We start from the raw sequence: 21,689 nt of genomic DNA, 5'->3' as shown, positions 1-21,689 counted from the left end.
ATGATGCAACGTATTTTAACAGCTGTTGTGGCGGCAGCTATATTTTTACCATTTGTTATTTGGGGAGGTCTGCCATTTACAGTTTTCATTTATTTATTAGCAACAATCGCAATATTTGAGTTGCTCAGAATGAAGCAAATTTCATTGATTACCTTTCCAGGTATTTTAAGTATTCTTTTGATTTGGGTTTTACTTTATCCTGATAGAACGTTAGATATTTTGGGAGAACTACATATTACTAAAGCAGAAATTGCTTTATTAGCAGTATTGTTTTTACTTTCCTACACGGTTGTTACGAAAAATAAATTTACATTTGATCATGCTGCGTTTGTTATATTAGCAACCATATATATTGGAATTGGTTTCTATTATTTCATTGAGATTAGAGAACAAGGCATTCACTATTTGTTTTTTGCTATGTTTCTTATTTGGGCTACTGATTCTGGTGCCTATTTTATTGGAAAAGCATGGGGAAAGAGAAAGCTATGGCCAGAAATAAGTCCAAATAAAACTGTAGAAGGATCTTTAGGTGGAGTCGTGTGTGCAGTTATTGTAGCGTGCATATTTCAATTCATTTTTCCTATTGATGAGTCATTTTTAAAGGTCGTTGTCATTACAGTTCTTTTATCTGTATTTGGGCAATTAGGTGATTTAGTAGAATCTGCGTTGAAGAGACATTATTCTGTTAAAGATTCTGGCTCTATTCTTCCTGGACATGGTGGAATATTAGATCGCTTTGATAGTTTATTATTTGTATTGCCTATCTTTCACTTTCTACAATTCATGTAGAGCAAAAATTGGACGAGTTAGTTAGCTTTACGAAATAGAGAAAATTATTGACTGAATCTGTTTTGCCCGAGATACTAGTCATTTTTTCTAATTATAGTTATAGCCAAATTAATGAGGAGCTGGAATGATGAAAAAGATAAGTCTACTCGGTGCAACGGGTTCTATAGGAACTCAAACACTTGATTTACTTCGTTTACATCCAGAAGAGTTTCAAGTAGTTGCGTTATCTTTTGGTAAAAACTTATCCCTAGGAGTGGGGATCATCAAGGAGTTTAAGCCGAAAATAGTTTCTGTACTGACAAAGGACGATAAAGAAAAGCTTGAAGGTATGATCTCAAGCGATACAAAAATTGTGTATGGAGAACAAGGTTTAGTGGAAGTTGCCGTTCACCATGAATCTTCCATTTTAGTGAATGCCGTAATAGGGAGTGTCGGTCTAATTCCAACACTAGAAGCGATAAATCAAGGCAAAACTATTGCATTAGCAAACAAAGAGACATTGGTGACGGCAGGGCATCTTGTTATGAGTTTGGCAAAGGAAAAGAATGTTGAGATCCTGCCTGTTGATAGTGAGCATTCAGCTATATTCCAATCTATGGTCGGGCAAGATATAGCGAGAGTTAAGAGACTGATCCTTACTGCTTCGGGTGGGAGTTTCAGAGATCGTTCTAGAGAAGAACTAAATGGTGTAACGGTAGGGCAAGCTCTTTCCCATCCAAACTGGTCGATGGGTGCGAAGATCACAATTGATTCAGCAACGATGATGAATAAAGGGCTAGAAGTTATTGAAGCCAGATGGTTATTCGATATTCCTTACAAAAATATTGAGGTTATTTTACATAAAGAAAGTATTATTCACTCGATGGTTGAATATGATGACACAAGTGTAATTGCACAGCTTGGTTCTCCGGATATGAGAGTTCCAATTCAATATGCTCTAACCTTTCCAAAACGTTTACCATTACCAATTTCCAAAAGTTTAAACCTTTGGGAGATCGGGTCATTGAATTTCCAAAAGATTGACTTGGAACGTTTTAGATGTCTAAGGTTTGCATACGAAGCAGGAACAGCCGGTGGGACATTTCCAACTGTATTAAATGCCGCGAATGAGGTTGCTGTGGACGCATTCCTTAATGGGAAGATTACATTCTTGCAGATCGAGGATTTAATTGATCAATCTTTGGAGCAGCATGAGTCCATTTCAAACCCGGATTTAGAAACGATAAAAGCAGTTGATATGGAAGCAAGAAGGTATGTAACATCACTACTAACGTAAAGGGTGGGATAGAACATTGAACACAGTCATTGCCTTTGTAGTTATATTTGGCGCCTTAGTATTCTTTCATGAGTTAGGGCATTTAGTTTTTGCTAAACGAGCAGGTATCCTTTGTCGAGAATTTGCAATTGGTTTTGGTCCGAAGGTATTTTCCTTTAAGAAGGACGAAACCGTTTATACAATTCGACTTTTACCAATAGGCGGATTTGTTCGTATGGCTGGTGAGGATCCTGAAACGATTGAACTGAAACCAGGGTTTAACGTAGGACTGATACTTAATGAATCTGATCAAGTGACAAAGATTATTTTAAACAATAAAGATAAGTTTCCAAACGCTCGTCTTATCGAAGTGGAAAATGCTGATGTAGAGAAAAAAATGTTCATTTCTGGTTATGAGCAAGACGAAAAACTTGAAACATTTACAGTCAATGAAAAGGCAGTATTTGTTGTAGATGGAGTTGAAACACAAATTGCTCCATATAATAGACAATTTGGATCGAAAACTTTAGGCCAAAGAACTCTAGCAATTATTGCTGGACCAGCGATGAATTTTGTACTAGCTTTTGTTATTTTCTTATTACTAGGCTTATTACAAGGAAGTCCTGTAAATGAAGCCCTTCTTGGGAAAATTGTTGAAAATAGTCCTGCACAAGAAGCAGGCTTAAAGCAGGGAGATCGTATTGAAACGATTGATGGAGTTAGTGTCACAACATGGAAAGATGTTGTGACAATTATTAGAGAGCACCCACAAGAAGAATTGGCGTTTACGATTAATCGAAACGGTGAAAGCTTTGAATCGGTGATTACTCCAGATAAGGCACCTGGCGAAGAGGGATATGGCGTAATTGGCGTGTATGGACCAGTCGAGAAGAATGTACTGAGTTCCTTCAAATATGGATTCACAGAAACTTATTTTTGGACAAAGGAAATTATTATTGGTCTTGGAAAACTAATTACAGGACAATTCAATATTGATATGCTGTCTGGACCTGTGGGGATTTATTCGGCAACAGATCAAGTTGCGCAAACCGGTGTATACAACTTAATGAGATGGGGAGCAATTTTAAGCATTAATCTAGGAATTATTAATATGCTACCACTTCCAGCACTAGATGGTGGTAGACTGATGTTTTTTGCAGTTGAGGCAGTACGTGGAAAGCCAATCGACCGTCAAAAAGAAGGACTCGTACACTTCGTTGGCTTTGCGTTTTTAATGCTTTTAATGCTATTTGTTACATGGAACGACATTCAACGTATTTTTATGTAGGCTATCCTTTACATAGTTGTTGATGTAAAGTAGTTTGCAAAAAAACAGACTAAAAAAGAGCATTCACATAAAAACTTGGCGAATAGCCAAGTTTTTATAAATGTATTAATAAAAAGAGGTGCAATTAATGAAGCAAAGTATGACGTTTATTCCAACATTACGAGAAGTACCAGCAGATGCAGAAGTAAAAAGCCACCAATTATTATTACGTGCAGGCTTTATCCGTCAAAACTCAGCAGGAGTATATAGTTTTTTACCACTGGGTAAGAAAGTGTTACATAAAGTGGAGCAAATTGTTAGAGAAGAGATGGACAAAGCAGGGGCTGTTGAATTATTCATGCCTGCACTTCAATTAGCGGAATTATGGCAGGAATCTGGTAGATGGTATTCGTATGGACCGGAAATGATGCGTATGAAGGACAGACATAATCGTGAGTTTGCTCTTGGACCAACACATGAAGAGATGATTACGAGCCTTGTCCGTGATGAAATTAACTCGTATAAGAAGCTTCCGTTAACGTTATATCAAATTCAAACAAAGTTTCGTGATGAAAAGAGACCACGTTTTGGGTTACTACGTGGACGTGAATTTATCATGAAGGATGCTTATTCATTTCATGCATCTAATGAAAGCTTAGATGATGTATACAATAAAATGTTTACTGCCTATTCAAATGTGTTTGAACGTTGCGGCTTGAATTTTAGAGCGGTTATTGCAGACTCTGGTGCAATGGGAGGCAAGGATACACACGAATTTATGGTTTTATCTGATATCGGTGAAGATACAATTGCGTATTCTGATACTTCAAATTTTGCAGCGAACATTGAAATGGCACCTGTAATGGCACAATATGAGAAAAGTGATGAACCAATGCTTTCATTGAACAAAGTAGATACACCTAACCAAAAGACAATTGAAGAGGTATCTGCATTTCTACAAGTAGCACCGCAGAACTGTTTAAAGACAATGTTATTTAAAATTGATGAACAGTTTGTTATCGTTATCGTTCGAGGTGACCATGAAGTAAATGATGTTAAATTAAAAAATTTCTTTGAAGCGACAAATGTAGAGCTTGCAACTCCAGAGGATGCCTTAAAAGTAATGGGACCAATTGGGTCACTAGGTCCGATTGGTGCGCCAGAAGAAATAAAAATTCTTGCCGATCATGCAGTTAAATACATAGTAAATGGTATTTGTGGTGCTAACGAAGAAGGAGTTCATTTTAAAGGTGTAAATCCAGAACGTGACTTCCATCATGTCATTTATGAAGACATTCGTTTCATTCAAGAAGGGGACATGTCACCGGATGGTAAGGGTACAATTGTATTTGCCAAAGGAATTGAAGTCGGTCATGTTTTTAAACTTGGCACAAGATATTCTGAATCTATGAACTCAACGTTCCTGGATGAGAACGGAAAAAGTAAACCAATTATTATGGGTTGTTACGGAATTGGGGTATCAAGAACAGTCGCAGCTATTGCTGAACAGTTTAATGATGAGAATGGGTTAATATGGCCAGAGGCTGTAGCTCCATTTGAATTACACCTTATTACGGTTAATCCAAAACAAGAAGAGCAAAGACAATTATCTGATGAACTATATGCTTTATTAAAGAAACAATTCGATGTTCTTTATGATGACAGGCAGGAGCGTCCAGGGGTAAAGTTCGCCGATAGTGATTTAATTGGACTTCCACTGAGAATAACAGTAGGTAAAAAAGCTTCTGAAGGTATTGTAGAAATCAAAATTAGAAGAACAGGTGAAACACTGGAAATAACTACTGAAAATCTAGTGAACACAATTGAAAAATATATTGTAAAATAGAAATATACATGAAAAGGTACCTCATGACTGGAGGTACCTTTCAATATTGTGTATTAAAAATATAGATAATATAAAGCTATCAATGTCGGAATAAGGCATATGTGAAAAGATGATGATTCTTGAACAAAACAAGAGTAGTTCTTACAGAAGTTATAATATGAACTATTTTTTTCCCTTATCAGGTAAAAATCGTGTAAAATAGATATAGAATTTTGGATTACATGGAGAGAGGAGATCTATCCGTGATAGAGCTTTCAAATGAACAAATAGAAAGATTTAATATTTTACTTCAACAATTGAATATGGCAACTGATATAAGTGAATATTTCCACGGTGCAGGAATTGAAAAATTACAAGTGACAACTCAAACAAAGAGATGGCATTTTTATTTTGTCTGGAAAAAAGTTGTACCAGCACCTATATTTGAAATTTTTGCAAATAAATTGAATGATACTTTCTCTCATCTTGCTACAGTAAGTTTCTCCGTTAAAACAATAGATAAAAACGTGTTAGAAAATGAAATTATTGAATACTGGCCAATCTGTATAAACCAGCTAGATTCGATATCTCCAATGTTTTTACCGCTATTGAAGGACCAACTTCCAGCAATTGCGGGCTCAAAGCTAACCATTAAAACTCGTAATGAAGCAGAAGCAATTTCTGTTAGAAAGAAATATGGACAAGCTATTTCCACTCAATATGAAAACATGGGTTTTTCACCAATGCAACTTGATACAATTGTCGAGCATTCTACTGAAGAATTTGAAAAGTTTGTAGAGCAGAAGGAGCAAGAAGATCGCACAAGGGTACTAGAAGCAATGGTTGAAATGCAAAAGAAAGATAAAGAGGCTTCAACTGAACAAAGTGGACCTTTAACAATTGGTTATACGATAAAAGAAGAGCCTGTGACGATTCATTCGATTCAAGAAGAAGAAAGAAGAGTCGTTGTTCAAGGGTATGTTTTCGATGCTGAGACGAAGGAACTAAGAAGTGGTAGACATTTATTAACATTCAAAATTACAGACTACACTAGTTCTATACTAGTGAAAATGTTTTCTCGTGACAAAGAAGATATTCCGATATTCCAAAGTATTAAAAAAGGTATGTGGCTTAAGGTTCGTGGAGGAATCCAAAATGATACGTTTGTCCGTGATTTGGTCATGATGGCAAATGATATACAAGAGATATTCCCTATTCAAAGACAGGATACTGCACCAGAAGGAGAAAAGCGGGTTGAGTTACACGCTCATTCTCCAATGAGTCAAATGGATGCTATTACTCCAATAAGCAAGCTAATTGAACAAGCAAAAAAATGGGGCCATCCTGCAATTGCACTTACAGATCATGCAGTTGCACAATCCTTTCCAGAGGCATATTCGAGTGCCAAGAAGCATGGAATTAAGATGATTTATGGACTTGAAGCAAATCTAGTAGATGACGGCGTACCAATCGCTTATAATGAACAACACCGCTTTCTTGCAACCGATACGTATGTTGTTTTTGATGTTGAGACAACAGGTTTATCTGCCGTTTATGATACGATCATTGAACTTGCGGCGGTAAAGGTTAAGGACGGGCAAATTATCGATCGATTTGAGTCATTTGCAAATCCGCATCATCGGCTGTCAGCAACGACGATTGATTTGACAGGTATTACGGATGATATGGTACGTGATGCACCTGAAGTTGGAGAAGTACTGGAGAAATTTAGAGTTTGGATGGGTGACGCAATCTTAGTTGCGCATAATGCAAGCTTTGATATGGGCTTTTTAAATGTCGGGTTTAAAAAGTTAGGCTATGAGAAAGCGGCTAATCCTGTTATCGATACACTTGAATTAGGTAGATTTCTATTCCCTGATATGAAGAATCACCGTTTAAATACATTGTGTAAAAAGTTTGATATAGAGCTAACGCAGCACCATAGAGCGATTTATGATGCAGAAGCAACAGGCTACTTGGTAATTAAAATGTTAAAGGATGCACTTGAAAAGGGAATTGAGTATCACGATCAAATGAATGAAAACATGGGTCAAGGAAATGCTTACCAGCGAGCTCGTCCATATCATATGACGTTACTTGCCGTGGATGATGGAGGACTTAAAAACCTATTTAAGCTAATATCGACATCTCATCTAGACTATTTCTATCGTGTTCCAAGAATCCCTCGTTCAAAACTAGCAAAATACCGTGAAGGTCTTTTAATAGGTTCTGCCTGTAGCAAAGGTGAAGTATTCGAAGGGATGATGCAAAAATCTCCAGAAGAAGTGGAAGATATTGCACATTTTTATGATTATTTAGAGGTTCAGCCACCTGAGGTTTATGCTCCACTAATTGAAGCTGAGTTAATTAGAGATCAGAAGGCATTACAAGATATTATTTCTAACATTGTTAAACTAGGTGAAAAACTCGGAAAACCGGTTGTTGCTACCGGGAATGTTCATTACCTAGAACCGAATGACCATATTTATCGCAAAATCTTAATCGGGTCACAAGGTGGAGCAAACCCATTAAACCGACATACGTTACCAAAGGTACACTTTAGAACGACAAATGAAATGTTAGATGCCTTTGCTTTCCTTGGTGGAGAAAAAGCAAAGGAAATAGTCGTGACAAACACAAATAAAATAGCGGATATGATTGGTGAAGTCAAACCGATAAAAGATGATTTGTATGCACCTAAAATTGAAGGAGCGGATGAAGAAGTTCGTTCAATGAGCTATGATAAAGCCCGTTCTATTTACGGTGACCAATTACCTAAAATCGTTGAGGATCGGTTAGAAAAAGAACTGAAATCAATTATTGGACATGGCTTTGCAGTAATTTATCTAATATCATCAAAGCTTGTTAAAAAATCATTAAATGATGGATATCTAGTAGGTTCTCGTGGATCTGTTGGATCATCTCTTGTTGCGACAATGACTGATATAACAGAAGTAAATCCATTGCCACCGCATTATATATGTCCAAAGTGTAAACATTCTCACTTCTTTGATGACGGTTCAGTCGGATCAGGATTTGATTTACCAGATAAAGATTGTTCAGAATGTGGAGCTCGTTATAAGAAAGATGGCCATGATATACCTTTTGAAACGTTCCTTGGTTTTAAAGGGGACAAAGTACCGGATATCGACTTAAACTTCTCAGGTGAATACCAGTCTAAAGCTCATAATTATACGAAGGTGCTCTTCGGAGAAGATAACGTTTATCGTGCAGGAACGATTGGTACAGTTGCCGAAAAAACGGCTTACGGTTATGTAAAGGGCTATGCAGGTGATAACAACTTAACCATTCGTGGTGCAGAGATTGACCGATTAGTATCGGGGTGTACGGGTGTAAAACGTACTACAGGTCAGCATCCAGGGGGGATTATTGTTGTCCCGGACTATATGGATGTGTTTGATTTTACACCGATTCAGTTTCCTGCTGATGATAAAACGTCAGAATGGAAAACAACTCACTTTGATTTCCACTCCATTCATGACAATTTATTAAAGCTTGATATACTAGGACACGATGATCCGACTGTAATCAGAATGCTACAAGATTTAAGTGGAATTGATCCGAAAACCATTCCAACCGATGACCCAGAGGTTATGCAAATATTTGCAAATACATCATCTCTAGGTGTGACAGAAGAGCAGATTATGTGTAAAACTGGTACACTAGGGATTCCAGAGTTCGGTACAAGATTCGTACGTCAAATGTTAGAAGATACGAAACCAACAACATTCTCAGAATTAGTTCAGATTTCCGGTCTATCACACGGAACCGATGTATGGCTAGGTAATGCTTCAGAATTAATCGCAAACGGTACATGTACGCTAAGTGAGGTTATCGGTTGTCGAGATGATATTATGGTGTATCTAATTTACAAAGGCTTAGAACCATCTCTAGCGTTTAAAATCATGGAGAATGTACGTAAAGGTAAAGGACTTCCTGATGAGTGGATTGAGGAAATGAAGAATAACAATGTACCTGCTTGGTATATTGATTCATGTTTGAAAATCAAATATATGTTCCCTAAAGCCCATGCGGCAGCTTATGTATTAATGGCTGTACGTATTGCATACTTTAAGGTTCATCATCCAATTCTATATTACGCTGCATATTTCACAGTAAGAGCAGATGATTTTGATGTTGAAGCAATGGTTAGAGGATCAACTGCGTTAAAATCAAAGATTGAAGAAATTAATGCAAAAGGTCTTGATGCCTCAACGAAAGAAAAGAATTTATTAACGGTCTTAGAAATTTCCCTTGAAATGTGTGAAAGAGGATATTCATTCCAAAAGGTTGATCTTTATCGTTCAAGTGCAACAGACTTTATTGTAGAGGGGAATACTTTAATTCCACCATTCAATGCGATTCCTGGACTTGGAACTAACGCAGCGTTGAATATTGTGAAAGCACGGGAACAGGGTGAGTTTTTATCAAAAGAAGACCTTCAACAACGAAGCAAAATTTCTAAAACAATCTTAGAATATTTAGATAGTCAAGGTTGTTTAGAATCACTTCCGGAGCAAAATCAATTATCATTATTTTAGGCTAATTAATGTCATAATGGTATTAATAGTAGATTATAGTAGAGTTTAGCGGGACAAAGGACAAAGTAACGTCTTTGTCATTCCTAACGCAAAGGAACCTCACCAGCTTCCTAGCTGAAAGTATGCATATAAAACGGACATAAGCATCAGTATTAAAAAGAGCCTTGTTTTAAAACAAGGCTCATTTCGTAAAGATTGTTGCTATTTGGATAGCTCTGTTAAAACATTGAGTTGATTGGAGCGGAAGGCACTCGACTCCTGCGGGAGATAGAGGGAATCGTGAGAACCCGCAGGCGAAGCCGAGGAGGTAGGTTTTTTCACAATAGTGAAAATAACCATCAGATCCCTCCCCGCGGAAAGCGTGTGCCTGAAGCGAAAATCAACGGACCTAAAATAAATTCTTTTTTTGTAAAAATAGCAACAAAGTATGCGTAAACAGCCTAAAACAATGTTCTTGACAACATTGTCATATTTGCATAAATTAGGTGATTATGTTATAGTTTAATAGGAAATGCTATGAATACGGAAGTTAACGGAGAGTGGGGAAACCCACTCTTTCGTATTACTATCAACTTTTTTCTACATAGTCCATGCGTTCCCTGCTATCTTGGCAGGGAATTTTACTCACAAATAAATGTCAAAGCAAACTGAAGGAGGGTTTGAATGAGTAAAAAAGTGACGGAAATAGTTGAAGGACTCGTTACTCCAATAATAGACGACCTTCAATTAGAACTTGTGGATATTGAATACGTAAAAGAAGGAAAAGACTGGTTTTTACGAGTGTTTATCGACTCGGAAAAAGGTATTGATATTGAGCAATGTGGAACAGTTAGTAACATGTTGAGTGAAAAGCTTGACGAACTGGATCCGATTGATCACTTATACTTTCTTGAAGTATCATCGCCAGGAGCTGAGCGTCCATTAAAAAAACCTCAGGATTTTGAAAAATCAATTGGAAAACAAGTATATGTGAAAACATATGAACCAATTGACGGTGAAAAGCAATTTGAAGGAGAGTTAACTGCTTTTGATGGTGATTCAGTAACGATCACATACTTAATTAAAACAAGAAAAAAAGTGGTAACCATTCCATATCAAAAGGTTGCTAGTGCAAGACTAGCTGTAACTTTTAATTAAGGTTTTTAGTAAAGCTATATAATCAACTATTATAGCTTTTCCATAGATTTCTACTATATAAAAAAAGTGTAAACTAAAGGGGGATCAATAAATGAGCAGCGAACTTTTAGATGCCCTTGTTATCCTTGAGAAAGAAAAGGGCATTAGCAAGGATGTTTTACTCGATGCAATTGAAGCAGCTTTAATTTCTGCTTATAAGCGTAATTTTAATCAAGCACAAAATGTAAGAGTAGACGTAAATTTAGAACGTGGAACAATGCTGGTATTTGCTCGTAAAGACGTAGTAGATGAAGTGTTCGATCCGCGTTTAGAAATTTCAGTAGAACAAGCTAGACTTATAAATCCTAACTATGTAGTTGGAGATGTACTAGAAATAGAAGTAACTCCAAAGGATTTTGGAAGAATAGCAGCTCAAACAGCTAAACAGGTAGTAACACAACGTGTTCGTGAGGCTGAAAGAGGCGTTATCTATACTGAATTTATCGACCGTGAAGAAGATATCATGACTGGTATTGTACAACGTCAAGATGCAAGGTTTATTTATGTGAATTTAGGGAAAATAGAAGCGTTGCTACCTGCTGCTGAACAAATGCCTAATGAAACTTACAAGCCGCACGATCGCATTAAAGTGTTCATTACAAAGGTTGAGAAGACGACAAAGGGACCTCAAATTTTTGTATCTCGTACACATCCTGGACTATTAAAGCGACTATTTGAATTAGAAGTACCTGAAATCTATGATGGTACAGTTGAAATTAAATCTGTTGCACGTGAAGCAGGTGATCGTTCTAAAATCTCTGTACACACTGATAATTCAGATCTAGACCCAGTTGGTTCTTGTGTTGGTCCAAAAGGACAACGTGTTCAAGCAATTGTAAACGAATTAAAAGGTGAGAAAATTGACATTGTAAAATGGTCAAAGGACCCGATTGAGTTCGTAGCAAATGCTCTAAGTCCTTCACAAGTTGAAGAAGTAATTGTAAATGAAGAGGAGAAAGCAACGACTGTTATTGTTCCCGATAACCAATTGTCATTAGCAATTGGAAAACGAGGACAAAATGCAAGACTTGCAGCTAAGCTTACGGGTTGGAAGATTGACATTAAAAGTCATTCAGACGCAGAGAAATTAGGAATTATTGGTTCTGGTAACCGACTCATTACAGATGATGACGGATATGCCCCAGAGTTTGAATAAGGGGTGAGATAGATGAGTAATCGCAAAATTCCTTTAAGGAAGTGTGTGGCTAGTCAGGAAATGAAGCCGAAAAAAGAACTTATCCGTATTGTCAGATCGAAAGAGGGAGAGGTTTCCGTCGATCTAACAGGTAAGAAATCTGGACGTGGCGCTTACTTAAGTAAAGATAAAGAAGTTATATTACAAGCAAAAAAGAAAAATAGTTTAGCTAATCATCTGAACGCACAAGTTAATGAATCTTTATATGACGAATTGATTTCTCTTGTTGAAAAGGAGAATCAATCATAATATGAATCAAAAACCATGGAAATCTCTTTTAGGGTTAGCAGCTCGAGCAAGGAAGATTATTTCTGGTGAGGAATTAGTTGTAAAAGAGATTCAACGTAAATCAGCAAAACTGGTTTTACTTTCAAAAGATGCCTCAAAAAACACAGAAAAGAAAATTAAAGATAAGTGCTCTTACTACCAAGTACCAATTCGCTATGTTGAAAATCGTTCAGAGCTTGGACAGGCGATTGGAAAAGAGGAAAGAGTCGTTATTGGTATTCTAGATGATGGATTTGCGAAGAAGCTAAACACATTGCTCGAGGAATAAATTCGGGGGTGAACGTATGAGTAAAATGCGTGTTTATGAATATGCAAAGAAACAAAACATTTCAAGTAAAGAAGTGATTAATATATTAAAAGAACTGAATGTAGAAGTGTCGAATCATATGGCAACAATAGAGGACGATATGGTACAGAAATTAGATGAGCGCTTCACAAAGAAAGAAGAGAAGCCTGAAAAGAAGGAAACAACAGAAAAAGCTCAAGAGAAAAAGGCTACTCCTGAGGTTAAGCAACAACCACAGGTTAAAGGAAAAGTATTTAGCACTGATGACGATGATGAAGTTGTCGTAAATGTTCCTGCAAAGAAAAAAGGTGCAAATAAGCGTAAAGAAAAAGACAACAAAAAAGCTAACGATAATGCAGCTTTCAAGAAAAATAAGCACAAAAAGGGCGGCGGCGGAAAACAGCAAACCCAAGCAAAGGTTACGGAGTTACCAGATAGAATTACGTATACTGGATCACTAACTGTTGCAGAATTAGCTGCTAAGCTTGGAAAAGAGCCTTCTGAAATTATTAAGAAGCTATTCATGTTAGGTATAATGGCAACAATTAACCAAGACCTAGACAATGATACGATTGAATTAATTGCATCTGACTACGGTGTTGAGGTTGAAGCGGAAATCGTATACGAAGAAACAGAATTTGAAGGCTATGATATTGAAGATAAGCCAGAGGATCTACAAGTTCGTCCTCCTATCGTCACAATAATGGGTCACGTTGACCACGGAAAAACGACGTTACTTGATTCAATTCGTAACACAAAGGTTACTGAAGGTGAAGCGGGTGGAATCACGCAGCATATCGGTGCATACCAAGTTGTCGTTAACGATAAAAAAGTTACATTCTTAGATACTCCTGGACATGCTGCGTTCACAACGATGCGTGCTCGTGGAGCTCAAATTACAGACATTACAATTCTTGTTGTTGCTGCTGATGATGGGGTTATGCCACAAACAGTTGAAGCGATCAACCATGCTAAGGCTGCTGGAGTACCAATTATTGTTGCAGTGAATAAGATGGATAAACCATCTGCAAACCCTGATCGTGTGATGCAAGAGCTAACAGATCGTGGATTAGTACCTGAGGCTTGGGGGGGAGATACAATCTTCGTACCAGTGTCTGCCTTAAAAGGTGAAGGTATCGACGAACTACTGGAAATGATTATCTTAGTAAGTGAAGTAGAAGAATGGAAAGCTAATCCTAAGCGCTTTGCAATTGGTACTGTTGTAGAGGCTCAATTAGATAAGGGTCGCGGTCCTGTTGCAACATTACTTGTTCAAAACGGTACATTACGAGTAGGAGACCCGATCGTTGTTGGAAATGCATTTGGTCGTGTCCGTGCGATGGTTAATGATTTAGGAAGACGTGTGAAGGATGCAGGACCGTCAACTCCAGTAGAAGTTACGGGATTAAACGAAGTTCCGTTGGCTGGAGATCAGTTTATGGTATTTGCAGATGAAAAAACTGCGCGTTCTGTTGGCGAAGCACGTATGCAAAAGCAAGTTGCAGAACAACGTGGTGACAAGGCTAAGTTAAGCCTTGATGATTTATTCGAACAAATTAAACAAGGTGATATTAAAGATATTAATATTATCGTAAAAGCAGACGTACAAGGTTCTGTAGAAGCACTTGCTGCTTCCTTGCAAAAGATTGATGTTGAAGGTGTGCGCGTAAAAATCATTCATACTGGTGTTGGAGCGATTACTGAGTCTGATATTATTCTTGCTTCCGCTTCAAACGCAATTGTAATCGGATTTAACGTTCGACCTGATGTGAATGCGAAGCGTACAGCAGAGCAAGAAGATGTAGATATTCGTCTTCACAGAATTATTTACAACGCTATCGAAGAAATAGAATCAGCGATGAAGGGAATGCTAGATCCTGAATACGAAGAAAAAGTAATCGGTCAAGCAGAAGTTCGTACAACATTTAAAGTTTCTAAAGTAGGAACAATCGCTGGTTGTATGGTTACAGACGGAAAAATTAGCCGTGACAGTGGCGTACGTTTAATTCGTGAAGGAATCGTAATCTTCGAAGGTCAACTTGACACGTTAAAACGTTTCAAGGACGACGTGAAAGAAGTAGCTCAAGGTTATGAGTGTGGTATTACGATCGAAAAGTACAATGATATTAAAGAAGGAGATATCATTGAAGCTTATGTAATGCAGGAAATTGAAAGAAAATGATTGGTTTTGTCCAATGTGATTGCATGATTTATGACGCTGCATCTTTAAAAGATAAGCGCGCTGTATTGCAACGGATTATGACAAGGCTAAAACAAAAATATAACGTATCTGTTTCAGAAATGGATCATCAAGATGTGTGGCAGCGAACCTGTATTGGAATTGTTGCCATAACATCTTCAAAAAAAGCAACGGAACGAGAGCTTCAAAATGCTCTGAAGTTGCTTGACTCTTTTCCTGAGATTGAAAGAGCACAAACAAGCTTTGAATGGTACTGAAGCGAGGTGATCGTATGAGTATACGTGCTACTCGAGTAGGGGAGCAAATGAAAAAAGAGCTTGGAGAAATCATCGGCAGAAAAATTAAAGACCCGCGCATTGGGTTTGTGACGGTTACTGATGTAGAAGTAACGGGTGATCTTCAACAAGCAAAAGTTTTCATATCTGTATTAGGTGATGAAGAGAAGAGACAAAATACGTTAAAAGGCTTAGCGAAAGCAAAAGGTTTTATACGTTCGGAGATTGGTCAACGTATTAGACTTCGTAAAACACCAGAAATTACATTTGAGTTTGACGAATCAGTTGACTATGGTAACCGAATAGAATCACTCTTAGCCGAACTAAATAAATCTTCACACCGTGATGAAATGTAATTGTAATGATGAGAGAACATGGCAAATCTTTAAGTAGAGGCATGCTACGTTTTCATTACCGAAGGAAGAGTAATACTTTCCCCGGACCTATGCAGGATAGACAATTTATTTTGTCTATCCCTTTTTAATATATAGATTTGTACACTTAGGAGGCTATGATGAACGGAATCCTTCTGCTACATAAACCAAAAGGACTTACTTCACATGATTGTGTGTTCAAGGTACGAAAAATAGTAAAGACAAAAAAAGTAGGTCATACAGGTACACTTGATCCAGATGTGACGGGAGTTTTACCAATCTGTATTGGACGTGCTACAAAGATTGCTGAGTATGTAACAGGCAGTGATAAAACGTATGAAGGTGAAGTCACACTTGGTTATTCAACAACCACAGAAGACTTCTCTGGAGAAATAGTTGAGGAAAAACCTGTAGACCGAATCATAAAAAGAGAGGAAATATTGTCTGTTTTCCAGAAACTAACCGGTACCATTAGCCAAACACCTCCAATGTATTCTGCTGTAAAGGTGAATGGTAAACGACTATATGAGTATGCTCGAAAAGGAATCGAGGTAGAGCGACCTACTAGAAACATTGTTATACATGAGTTGACTTTATTAGACGATCGTGAGGAGTTTGGTTCTGATAATGTATCCTTTTCCTTTAGGGTAACTTGTAGTAAAGGTACATATGTACGGACATTAGCTGTTACAATAGGAGAAATGTTAGGGTTCCCTTCACATATGTCAAAGTTAATAAGAACTGCTTCAGGTTCATTTACATTAAATGAATGTGTTACCTTTGAGGAAGTAGAAAATAGAATGGCAGATGGTACGATCTCTGATATTCTGATTCCCATTGAACGTGCCCTTTTACATTTGCCTAACACTACAATTGATGATACAGTAGCAGGGAAAGTGAAGAATGGTTCAGTACTAGAAATGGACCCATTGCTTGAGAATCATGATCTTTTACTTTTATTAGATCAACAAGGGCTAGCATTAGCCATATATGAGAAGCACCAAACAAAACAAGGTTTAATGAAACCAACTAAGGTATTATACAATGAAATGTCTTAATACCTTTTTCAACGCTAGAGAAGAACGTGTTCTCTATAGTAAAGGTGATGAAACAAATGAAGACAATATTTATTTCACATCCACATGAAATCAAGCTAGAAAATAGTTTGCCAAAAGTAATGGCCCTTGGTTTTTTTGATGGTGTTCACATCGGTCATCAAAAAGTAATCGGTTCTGCAAAACAAATTGCGGATGAGAAGGGTATAAAAAGTGCTGTAATGACGTTTTATCCTCATCCTTCTATTGTTTTAAGAAGAGAGAATGCTGTACATTATGCCATCACACCTCTGAATGATAAGATTGTGGAAATTGAAAGACTTGGGATTGACGAGTTATATGTTGTAGAGTTTAAAGAACAATTTGCGCAGCTTTTACCACAAGAGTTTGTTGATGATTATATCATTAAGCTAAACGTCAAACACGTGGTTGCAGGCTTTGATTTTACCTATGGTCGAATGGGAAAAGGGACAATGGAGACGTTACCCTTTCATTCAAGAAACCAATTTACACAAACAATCGTTCCGAAGGTAGAAAAGGATGATGAAAAGGTAAGCTCAACTTACATTCGAAAGCTATTACAAGATGGTAATGTGTCAGTCATATCATCGCTTTTAGGTCGTCCTTATAAAATAAAAGGCAACGTGATCCACGGTGAGAAAAGGGGATCAACGATCGGTTTTCCAACGGCTAATATTGCTCCATTAGAGGATTACTATATTCCTAAAATCGGCGTATATGCTGTTAAGATGAAAATAAAGGATGAATGGTACAACGGTGTTTGTAACATTGGGAAAAAGCCTACATTTCATGAAAACCTTGCAAATATTTCGATAGAGGTTCATTTATTTGACTTTAGTGACATGATTTACGGTGAATTTATTGAATTGTCCTTTCTCTATCGAATTCGAGACGAGCAAAAGTTTACGGGAATTGACCAACTTGTTGAAAGAATTCAAATCGATATGAAGATTGCTAAAGAAATATTAATTGGACGAGTAACGAATTAAACTTGCAATTCTCGTGAAAAAAGGGTATGCTAAAAAGCGTATGTTATGAACCATTGCTTGGCAAGTCGAGTCACCGACGCTTGCTCGGTAATTGGGGATGAATTAATAGGAGGTGAAAAGGATGGCCTTAACACAAGAGCGCAAGAACGAAATCATTGCTGAGTACAAAACTCATGCAACTGATACTGGATCACCAGAAGTTCAAATTGCTGTCCTAACAGAGCAAATTAATACGTTAAATGATCATTTACGTACACACAAGAAGGATCACCACTCACGTCGTGGTCTTTTAAAGATGGTAGGTAAGCGTCGTAACTTACTTAACTACTTACGTAACAAAGACGTTACTCGTTATCGCGAATTAATCAACAAGCTTGGTCTTCGTCGATAATAACAAAAAGCGGGAGAATATCCCGCTTTTTTGTTAGCTTCTTTTCTATGGTGATCTAATGAGTTAATTAATTTTAGAATACGACTCTATACATAAGATAATATTGCGCAAATCTGACTTTTAGCACAAAATTATTTACATATATAAATTGTATTTGATATGTTTTATCTATATATAGGAAATACTACATAATATGGATACTTGTGATAACTACATACAATTTTTAGCATTAGCAAGAGAGGGGTAATAATGAATATGGGACAAGAGAAAAAAATCTTTTCCACCAACTGGGCAGGGAGACCGTTAACAGTTGAAATTGGACAGTTAGCTAAACAGGCAAATGGAGCAGTACTTGTAAGATACGGAGACACAGCTGTTTTATCAACAGCAACAGCTTCAAAGGAACCGAAGGATTTAAGCTTCTTTCCATTAACAGTGAACTATGAAGAGCGTTTATATGCAGTAGGGAAAATTCCTGGTGGATTTATTAAACGTGAAGGAAGACCTAGTGAAAAGGCTATTTTGGCAAGTCGTTTAATTGACCGTCCAATCCGTCCTTTATTTGCAGATGGTTTCCGTAACGAAGTTCAAGTTATCAGTATCGTAATGAGTGTGGATCAAAACTGCTCTTCCGAAATGGCAGCAATGTTTGGATCTTCACTAGCACTTAGTGTATCTGACATTCCATTCCAAGGGCCTATTGCCGGGGTTACAGTTGGACGTGTTGATAATGAATTTATTATTAATCCATCTGTTGAATTAATGGAGAAATCTGATATACATCTAGTTGTAGCAGGTACAAAGGATGCTATAAACATGGTTGAAGCAGGAGCAAATGAAGTTCCTGAAGAGACAATGCTCGAAGCCATTATGTTTGGTCATGAAGAAATCAAGAGCTTAATTCAGTTCCAAGAAGAAATCGTAGCTGAAATAGGAAAAGAGAAAACAGAAGTCACTCTTTATGAAGTAGATTCTGTCATTGAAAATGAAGTTCGAACACTCGCTGAAAATAAAATGAAACAAGCTGTTCAGGTTCACGAAAAACATGCGCGTGAAGCTGCAATCAATGAAGTGAAAAAGGAAATCATTGCACACTTCGAGGAAAAAGAAGTAGAAGCAAAGGTTCTAAAGCAAGTATCTGAAGTTCTTTACATGCTTGTAAAAGAAGAAGTGCGTCGTCTAATTACAAAAGAAAAAATTCGTCCGGATGGCCGTGGTGCAGATGAAATTCGTCCACTTTTTTCTGAAATTGGATTATTACCAAGAACACATGGATCTGGATTATTTACACGTGGACAAACTCAAGCACTAAGTATTTGTACATTAGGAGCTTTAGGGGATGTACAAATTTTAGATGGTTTAGGCATCGAAGAGGAAAAACGCTTCATGCACCACTACAACTTCCCTCAGTTTAGTGTAGGGGAAACAGGACCAATTCGTGGACCAGGTCGTCGTGAAATTGGACATGGTGCTCTTGGTGAGCGTGCATTAGAACCAATTATTCCAAATGAAAAGGATTTCCCTTATACAATCCGTTTAGTTTCTGAAGTATTAGAATCTAATGGCTCAACATCACAAGCAAGTATTTGTGCAAGTACACTTGCGATGATGGATGCGGGTGTGCCAATTAAAGCGCCAGTTGCTGGTATTGCAATGGGGTTAGTTAAGAAAGAAGAAGACTATACAATCCTAACCGACATCCAAGGGATGGAAGACCACTTAGGAGATATGGACTTTAAAGTTGCAGGTACAGCTAAAGGTGTTACTGCACTTCAAATGGATATTAAAATAGAAGGACTATCACGCCAAATTTTAGAAGAGGCGTTAATGCAGGCGAAAATGGGAAGAAACCAAATTCTCGAATCTATGCTTGCTACAATAAATACACCGCGTAGTGAACTGTCTAAATACGCTCCAAAGATTTTAACAATGGCAATTAAGCCTGATAAAATTAGAGATGTTATTGGACCAAGTGGAAAGCAAATTAATAAGATCATTGAAGAAACAGGTGTTAAAATTGATATCGAGCAAGATGGTACAGTATTTATCTCTTCAGTTGATCAAGCAATGAATGAAAAAGCGAAGAAGATTATTGAGGACATCGTTCGTGAAGTAGAAGTCGGACAAATGTACCTAGGTAAAGTAAAGAGAATTGAGAAATTTGGTGCTTTCGTTGAACTATTCAGCGGTAAGGACGGACTTGTTCATATTTCTGAGCTTGCAGAAGAACGCATCGGAAAAGTAGAAGATGTTGTTGCGATCGGAGATGAGATTTTAGTAAAAGTTACAGAAATCGATAAGCAAGGCCGTGTAAATGTATCTCGTAAAGCAGTTCTGAAGGAACAAAAGGAAAAAAATCCAACAACGTAATGTAATAAAAAATGAAGAAGCTGAAGCCCAGCTTCTTTTTTTCTAGAGGCTGTGCTAAAAAATGATGTTGATTTCGTTACGGGTTCTTGTTTTCATCGGTTCCGGCGGTGAGTTATATCGGCACTTTTTGTCTGCGAGATCTCACCAAAGACAACGGAAATTACTTTGTCTTTTGTCCCGATGCCCCCTTAGCTTGCACAAGGGACGTAATCAGCCAGTGTTTTGCTGCAGCAGGTGACATACCTTAGCAGAGAGTCATACTGGTACATCTCTAGTTCATCTAAATTAAATACATAGTAAACACAGTCTTTCTAAATAGGGTGAAAGCAATACTTTTTGTTCTACCTTGTCCTTCTCATACATAATTTTTAGTACAAAGGGGGACATTTAGGATGAAAAGAATTTATATACAGTGGGTTGCTTTCTTTTTAATCGCCTTAGCTTCATACAGTACAGTACAAAATCCCTTTACTGCCCAATATGTATCCGGATTAAAAACGGACCAGAATGCATTACCGGTAACAAAAGTAATGGATCCATTGTATGAAGAAATAAAAGAAGTAGCACTGGAGTATGAGAAAGCTCCGCAAAATGCAGAAGTACATAAAGTATGGAAATCAACACCTGGATATAATGGATTAAAAGTAGATGTGAAAGCATCTTATGAAAATATGAAGAAATCAAAAGAATTCGATTCACAAAAGTTAGTATTCAAGGAAATTCCACCATCTGTTCATTTATCGGATCTACCTCCTAATGCTATATATAGAGGGCATCCAGATAAAAAAATGGTTTCTTTTATCATTAATGTTGCATGGGGAAATGAATACATACCCACGATATTAGAAACGTTAAAGAAGCACAATGTTAATGCTACATTTTTTTTAGAAGGCAGATGGGTAAAGGAAAACCCAGATATGGCAAAAATGATTGTCGATGCAGGCCATGAGGTAGGAAATCATTCATACAGTCATCCTAATATGAAAACACTAACTACGTCACTAGTACGACAGGAATTGGTGAAAACAAATGCTGTCATTGAAGCAACGACTGGAAAAACACCTACATTATTTGCTCCGCCAAGTGGAAGCTATAAACAAGAGGTTGTGGATATTGCGGCCGAGCTCAATATGGAGACAATCATGTGGAGTGTTGATACAATTGACTGGCAAAAGCCTACTCCTGATGTGTTAACGAATCGAGTGCTATCCAAAATCCATCCAGGTGCACTTGTTTTAATGCACCCAACAGAATCAACTGCCAAGTCATTAGATAAACTCATTACCGAAATTAGAGCAAAGAAACTTAGAATTGATGAAGTTTCGAGTCTTTTAAGTGAAAAACGTGCAGACTAATCTTATACTTGTTATA

17 protein-coding genes are annotated in these 21,689 nt (G+C 37.3%); all 17 read left to right on the top strand.

The features are described from left to right. Positions 1–789: a phosphatidate cytidylyltransferase gene (locus JR050_RS12145; protein ID WP_204203761.1), complete on the top strand. Its 789-nt coding sequence runs from the start codon at positions 1–3 to the stop codon at positions 787–789. Positions 790–916: 127 nt separating this feature from the next. Further along, positions 917–2,065, top strand: a complete 1,149-nt coding sequence (gene dxr / locus JR050_RS12140) for a 1-deoxy-D-xylulose-5-phosphate reductoisomerase (protein ID WP_204203960.1) — start codon at positions 917–919, stop codon at positions 2,063–2,065. A gap of 16 nt (positions 2,066–2,081) precedes the next feature. After that, on the top strand, positions 2,082–3,332 hold the full coding sequence (rseP, locus tag JR050_RS12135; protein ID WP_204203760.1) for an RIP metalloprotease RseP: 1,251 nt from the start codon (positions 2,082–2,084) through the stop codon (positions 3,330–3,332). A gap of 127 nt (positions 3,333–3,459) precedes the next feature. Continuing rightward, complete coding sequence (locus JR050_RS12130; RefSeq protein WP_204203759.1) at positions 3,460–5,157, top strand: proline--tRNA ligase; 1,698 nt, start codon at positions 3,460–3,462, stop codon at positions 5,155–5,157. Between the two features lie 245 nt (positions 5,158–5,402). Then, positions 5,403–9,698: a PolC-type DNA polymerase III gene (locus JR050_RS12125; protein ID WP_430392884.1), complete on the top strand. Its 4,296-nt coding sequence runs from the start codon at positions 5,403–5,405 to the stop codon at positions 9,696–9,698. A 663-nt stretch (positions 9,699–10,361) separates the two neighbouring features. After that, on the top strand, positions 10,362–10,835 hold the full coding sequence (gene rimP / locus JR050_RS12120) for a ribosome maturation factor RimP (protein WP_204203757.1): 474 nt from the start codon (positions 10,362–10,364) through the stop codon (positions 10,833–10,835). Positions 10,836–10,926: 91 nt separating this feature from the next. Beyond that, a complete protein-coding gene (nusA, locus tag JR050_RS12115) occupies positions 10,927–12,030 on the top strand; it encodes a transcription termination factor NusA (protein ID WP_204203756.1) in 1,104 nt (367 codons plus the stop codon). A gap of 12 nt (positions 12,031–12,042) precedes the next feature. Next, positions 12,043–12,318, top strand: a complete 276-nt coding sequence (rnpM, locus tag JR050_RS12110) for an RNase P modulator RnpM (RefSeq protein ID WP_204203755.1) — start codon at positions 12,043–12,045, stop codon at positions 12,316–12,318. Position 12,319: 1 nt separating this feature from the next. After that, complete coding sequence (locus tag JR050_RS12105) at positions 12,320–12,625, top strand: YlxQ family RNA-binding protein (RefSeq protein WP_204203754.1); 306 nt, start codon at positions 12,320–12,322, stop codon at positions 12,623–12,625. Positions 12,626–12,641: 16 nt separating this feature from the next. Then, positions 12,642–14,825 carry a translation initiation factor IF-2 gene (gene infB, locus JR050_RS12100; protein WP_204203753.1) on the top strand — a complete coding sequence of 728 codons (2,184 nt, stop codon included), beginning with the start codon at positions 12,642–12,644 and terminating at the stop codon, positions 14,823–14,825. After that, complete coding sequence (locus tag JR050_RS12095; protein WP_204203752.1) at positions 14,822–15,100, top strand: DUF503 domain-containing protein; 279 nt, start codon at positions 14,822–14,824, stop codon at positions 15,098–15,100. The genes infB and JR050_RS12095 overlap by 4 nt, the downstream gene beginning before the upstream one ends. Positions 15,101–15,114: 14 nt before the next feature. Beyond that, entirely contained in the window at positions 15,115–15,474 is a 360-nt protein-coding gene (gene rbfA / locus JR050_RS12090; RefSeq protein WP_204203751.1) for a 30S ribosome-binding factor RbfA, read from the top strand. Positions 15,475–15,632: 158 nt separating this feature from the next. Continuing rightward, complete coding sequence (gene truB, locus JR050_RS12085; protein WP_204203959.1) at positions 15,633–16,550, top strand: tRNA pseudouridine(55) synthase TruB; 918 nt, start codon at positions 15,633–15,635, stop codon at positions 16,548–16,550. Between the two features lie 56 nt (positions 16,551–16,606). Then, entirely contained in the window at positions 16,607–17,557 is a 951-nt protein-coding gene (ribF, locus tag JR050_RS12080; protein ID WP_204203750.1) for a bifunctional riboflavin kinase/FAD synthetase, read from the top strand. Positions 17,558–17,678: 121 nt separating this feature from the next. Further along, positions 17,679–17,948 (top strand): 30S ribosomal protein S15, encoded by a 270-nt coding sequence (gene rpsO, locus JR050_RS12075; protein WP_149219169.1) that lies wholly within the window; start codon positions 17,679–17,681, stop codon positions 17,946–17,948. 255 nt (positions 17,949–18,203) lie between these two features. After that, a complete protein-coding gene (gene pnp, locus JR050_RS12070) occupies positions 18,204–20,318 on the top strand; it encodes a polyribonucleotide nucleotidyltransferase (RefSeq protein WP_204203958.1) in 2,115 nt (704 codons plus the stop codon). 392 nt (positions 20,319–20,710) lie between these two features. Continuing rightward, positions 20,711–21,673, top strand: coding sequence for a polysaccharide deacetylase family protein (locus tag JR050_RS12065; RefSeq protein ID WP_204203749.1), 963 nt, complete (start codon positions 20,711–20,713; stop codon positions 21,671–21,673). Positions 21,674–21,689 lie beyond the last annotated feature (16 nt).

The organism is Bacillus suaedaesalsae (genome assembly GCF_016890225.1).
Classification (GTDB): Bacteria; Bacillota; Bacilli; order Bacillales; family SA4; genus Bacillus_BS; species Bacillus_BS suaedaesalsae.
The sequence above is the reverse complement of the archived record's forward strand: the minus strand, read 5'-3'. Positions and strand labels throughout refer to the sequence as shown.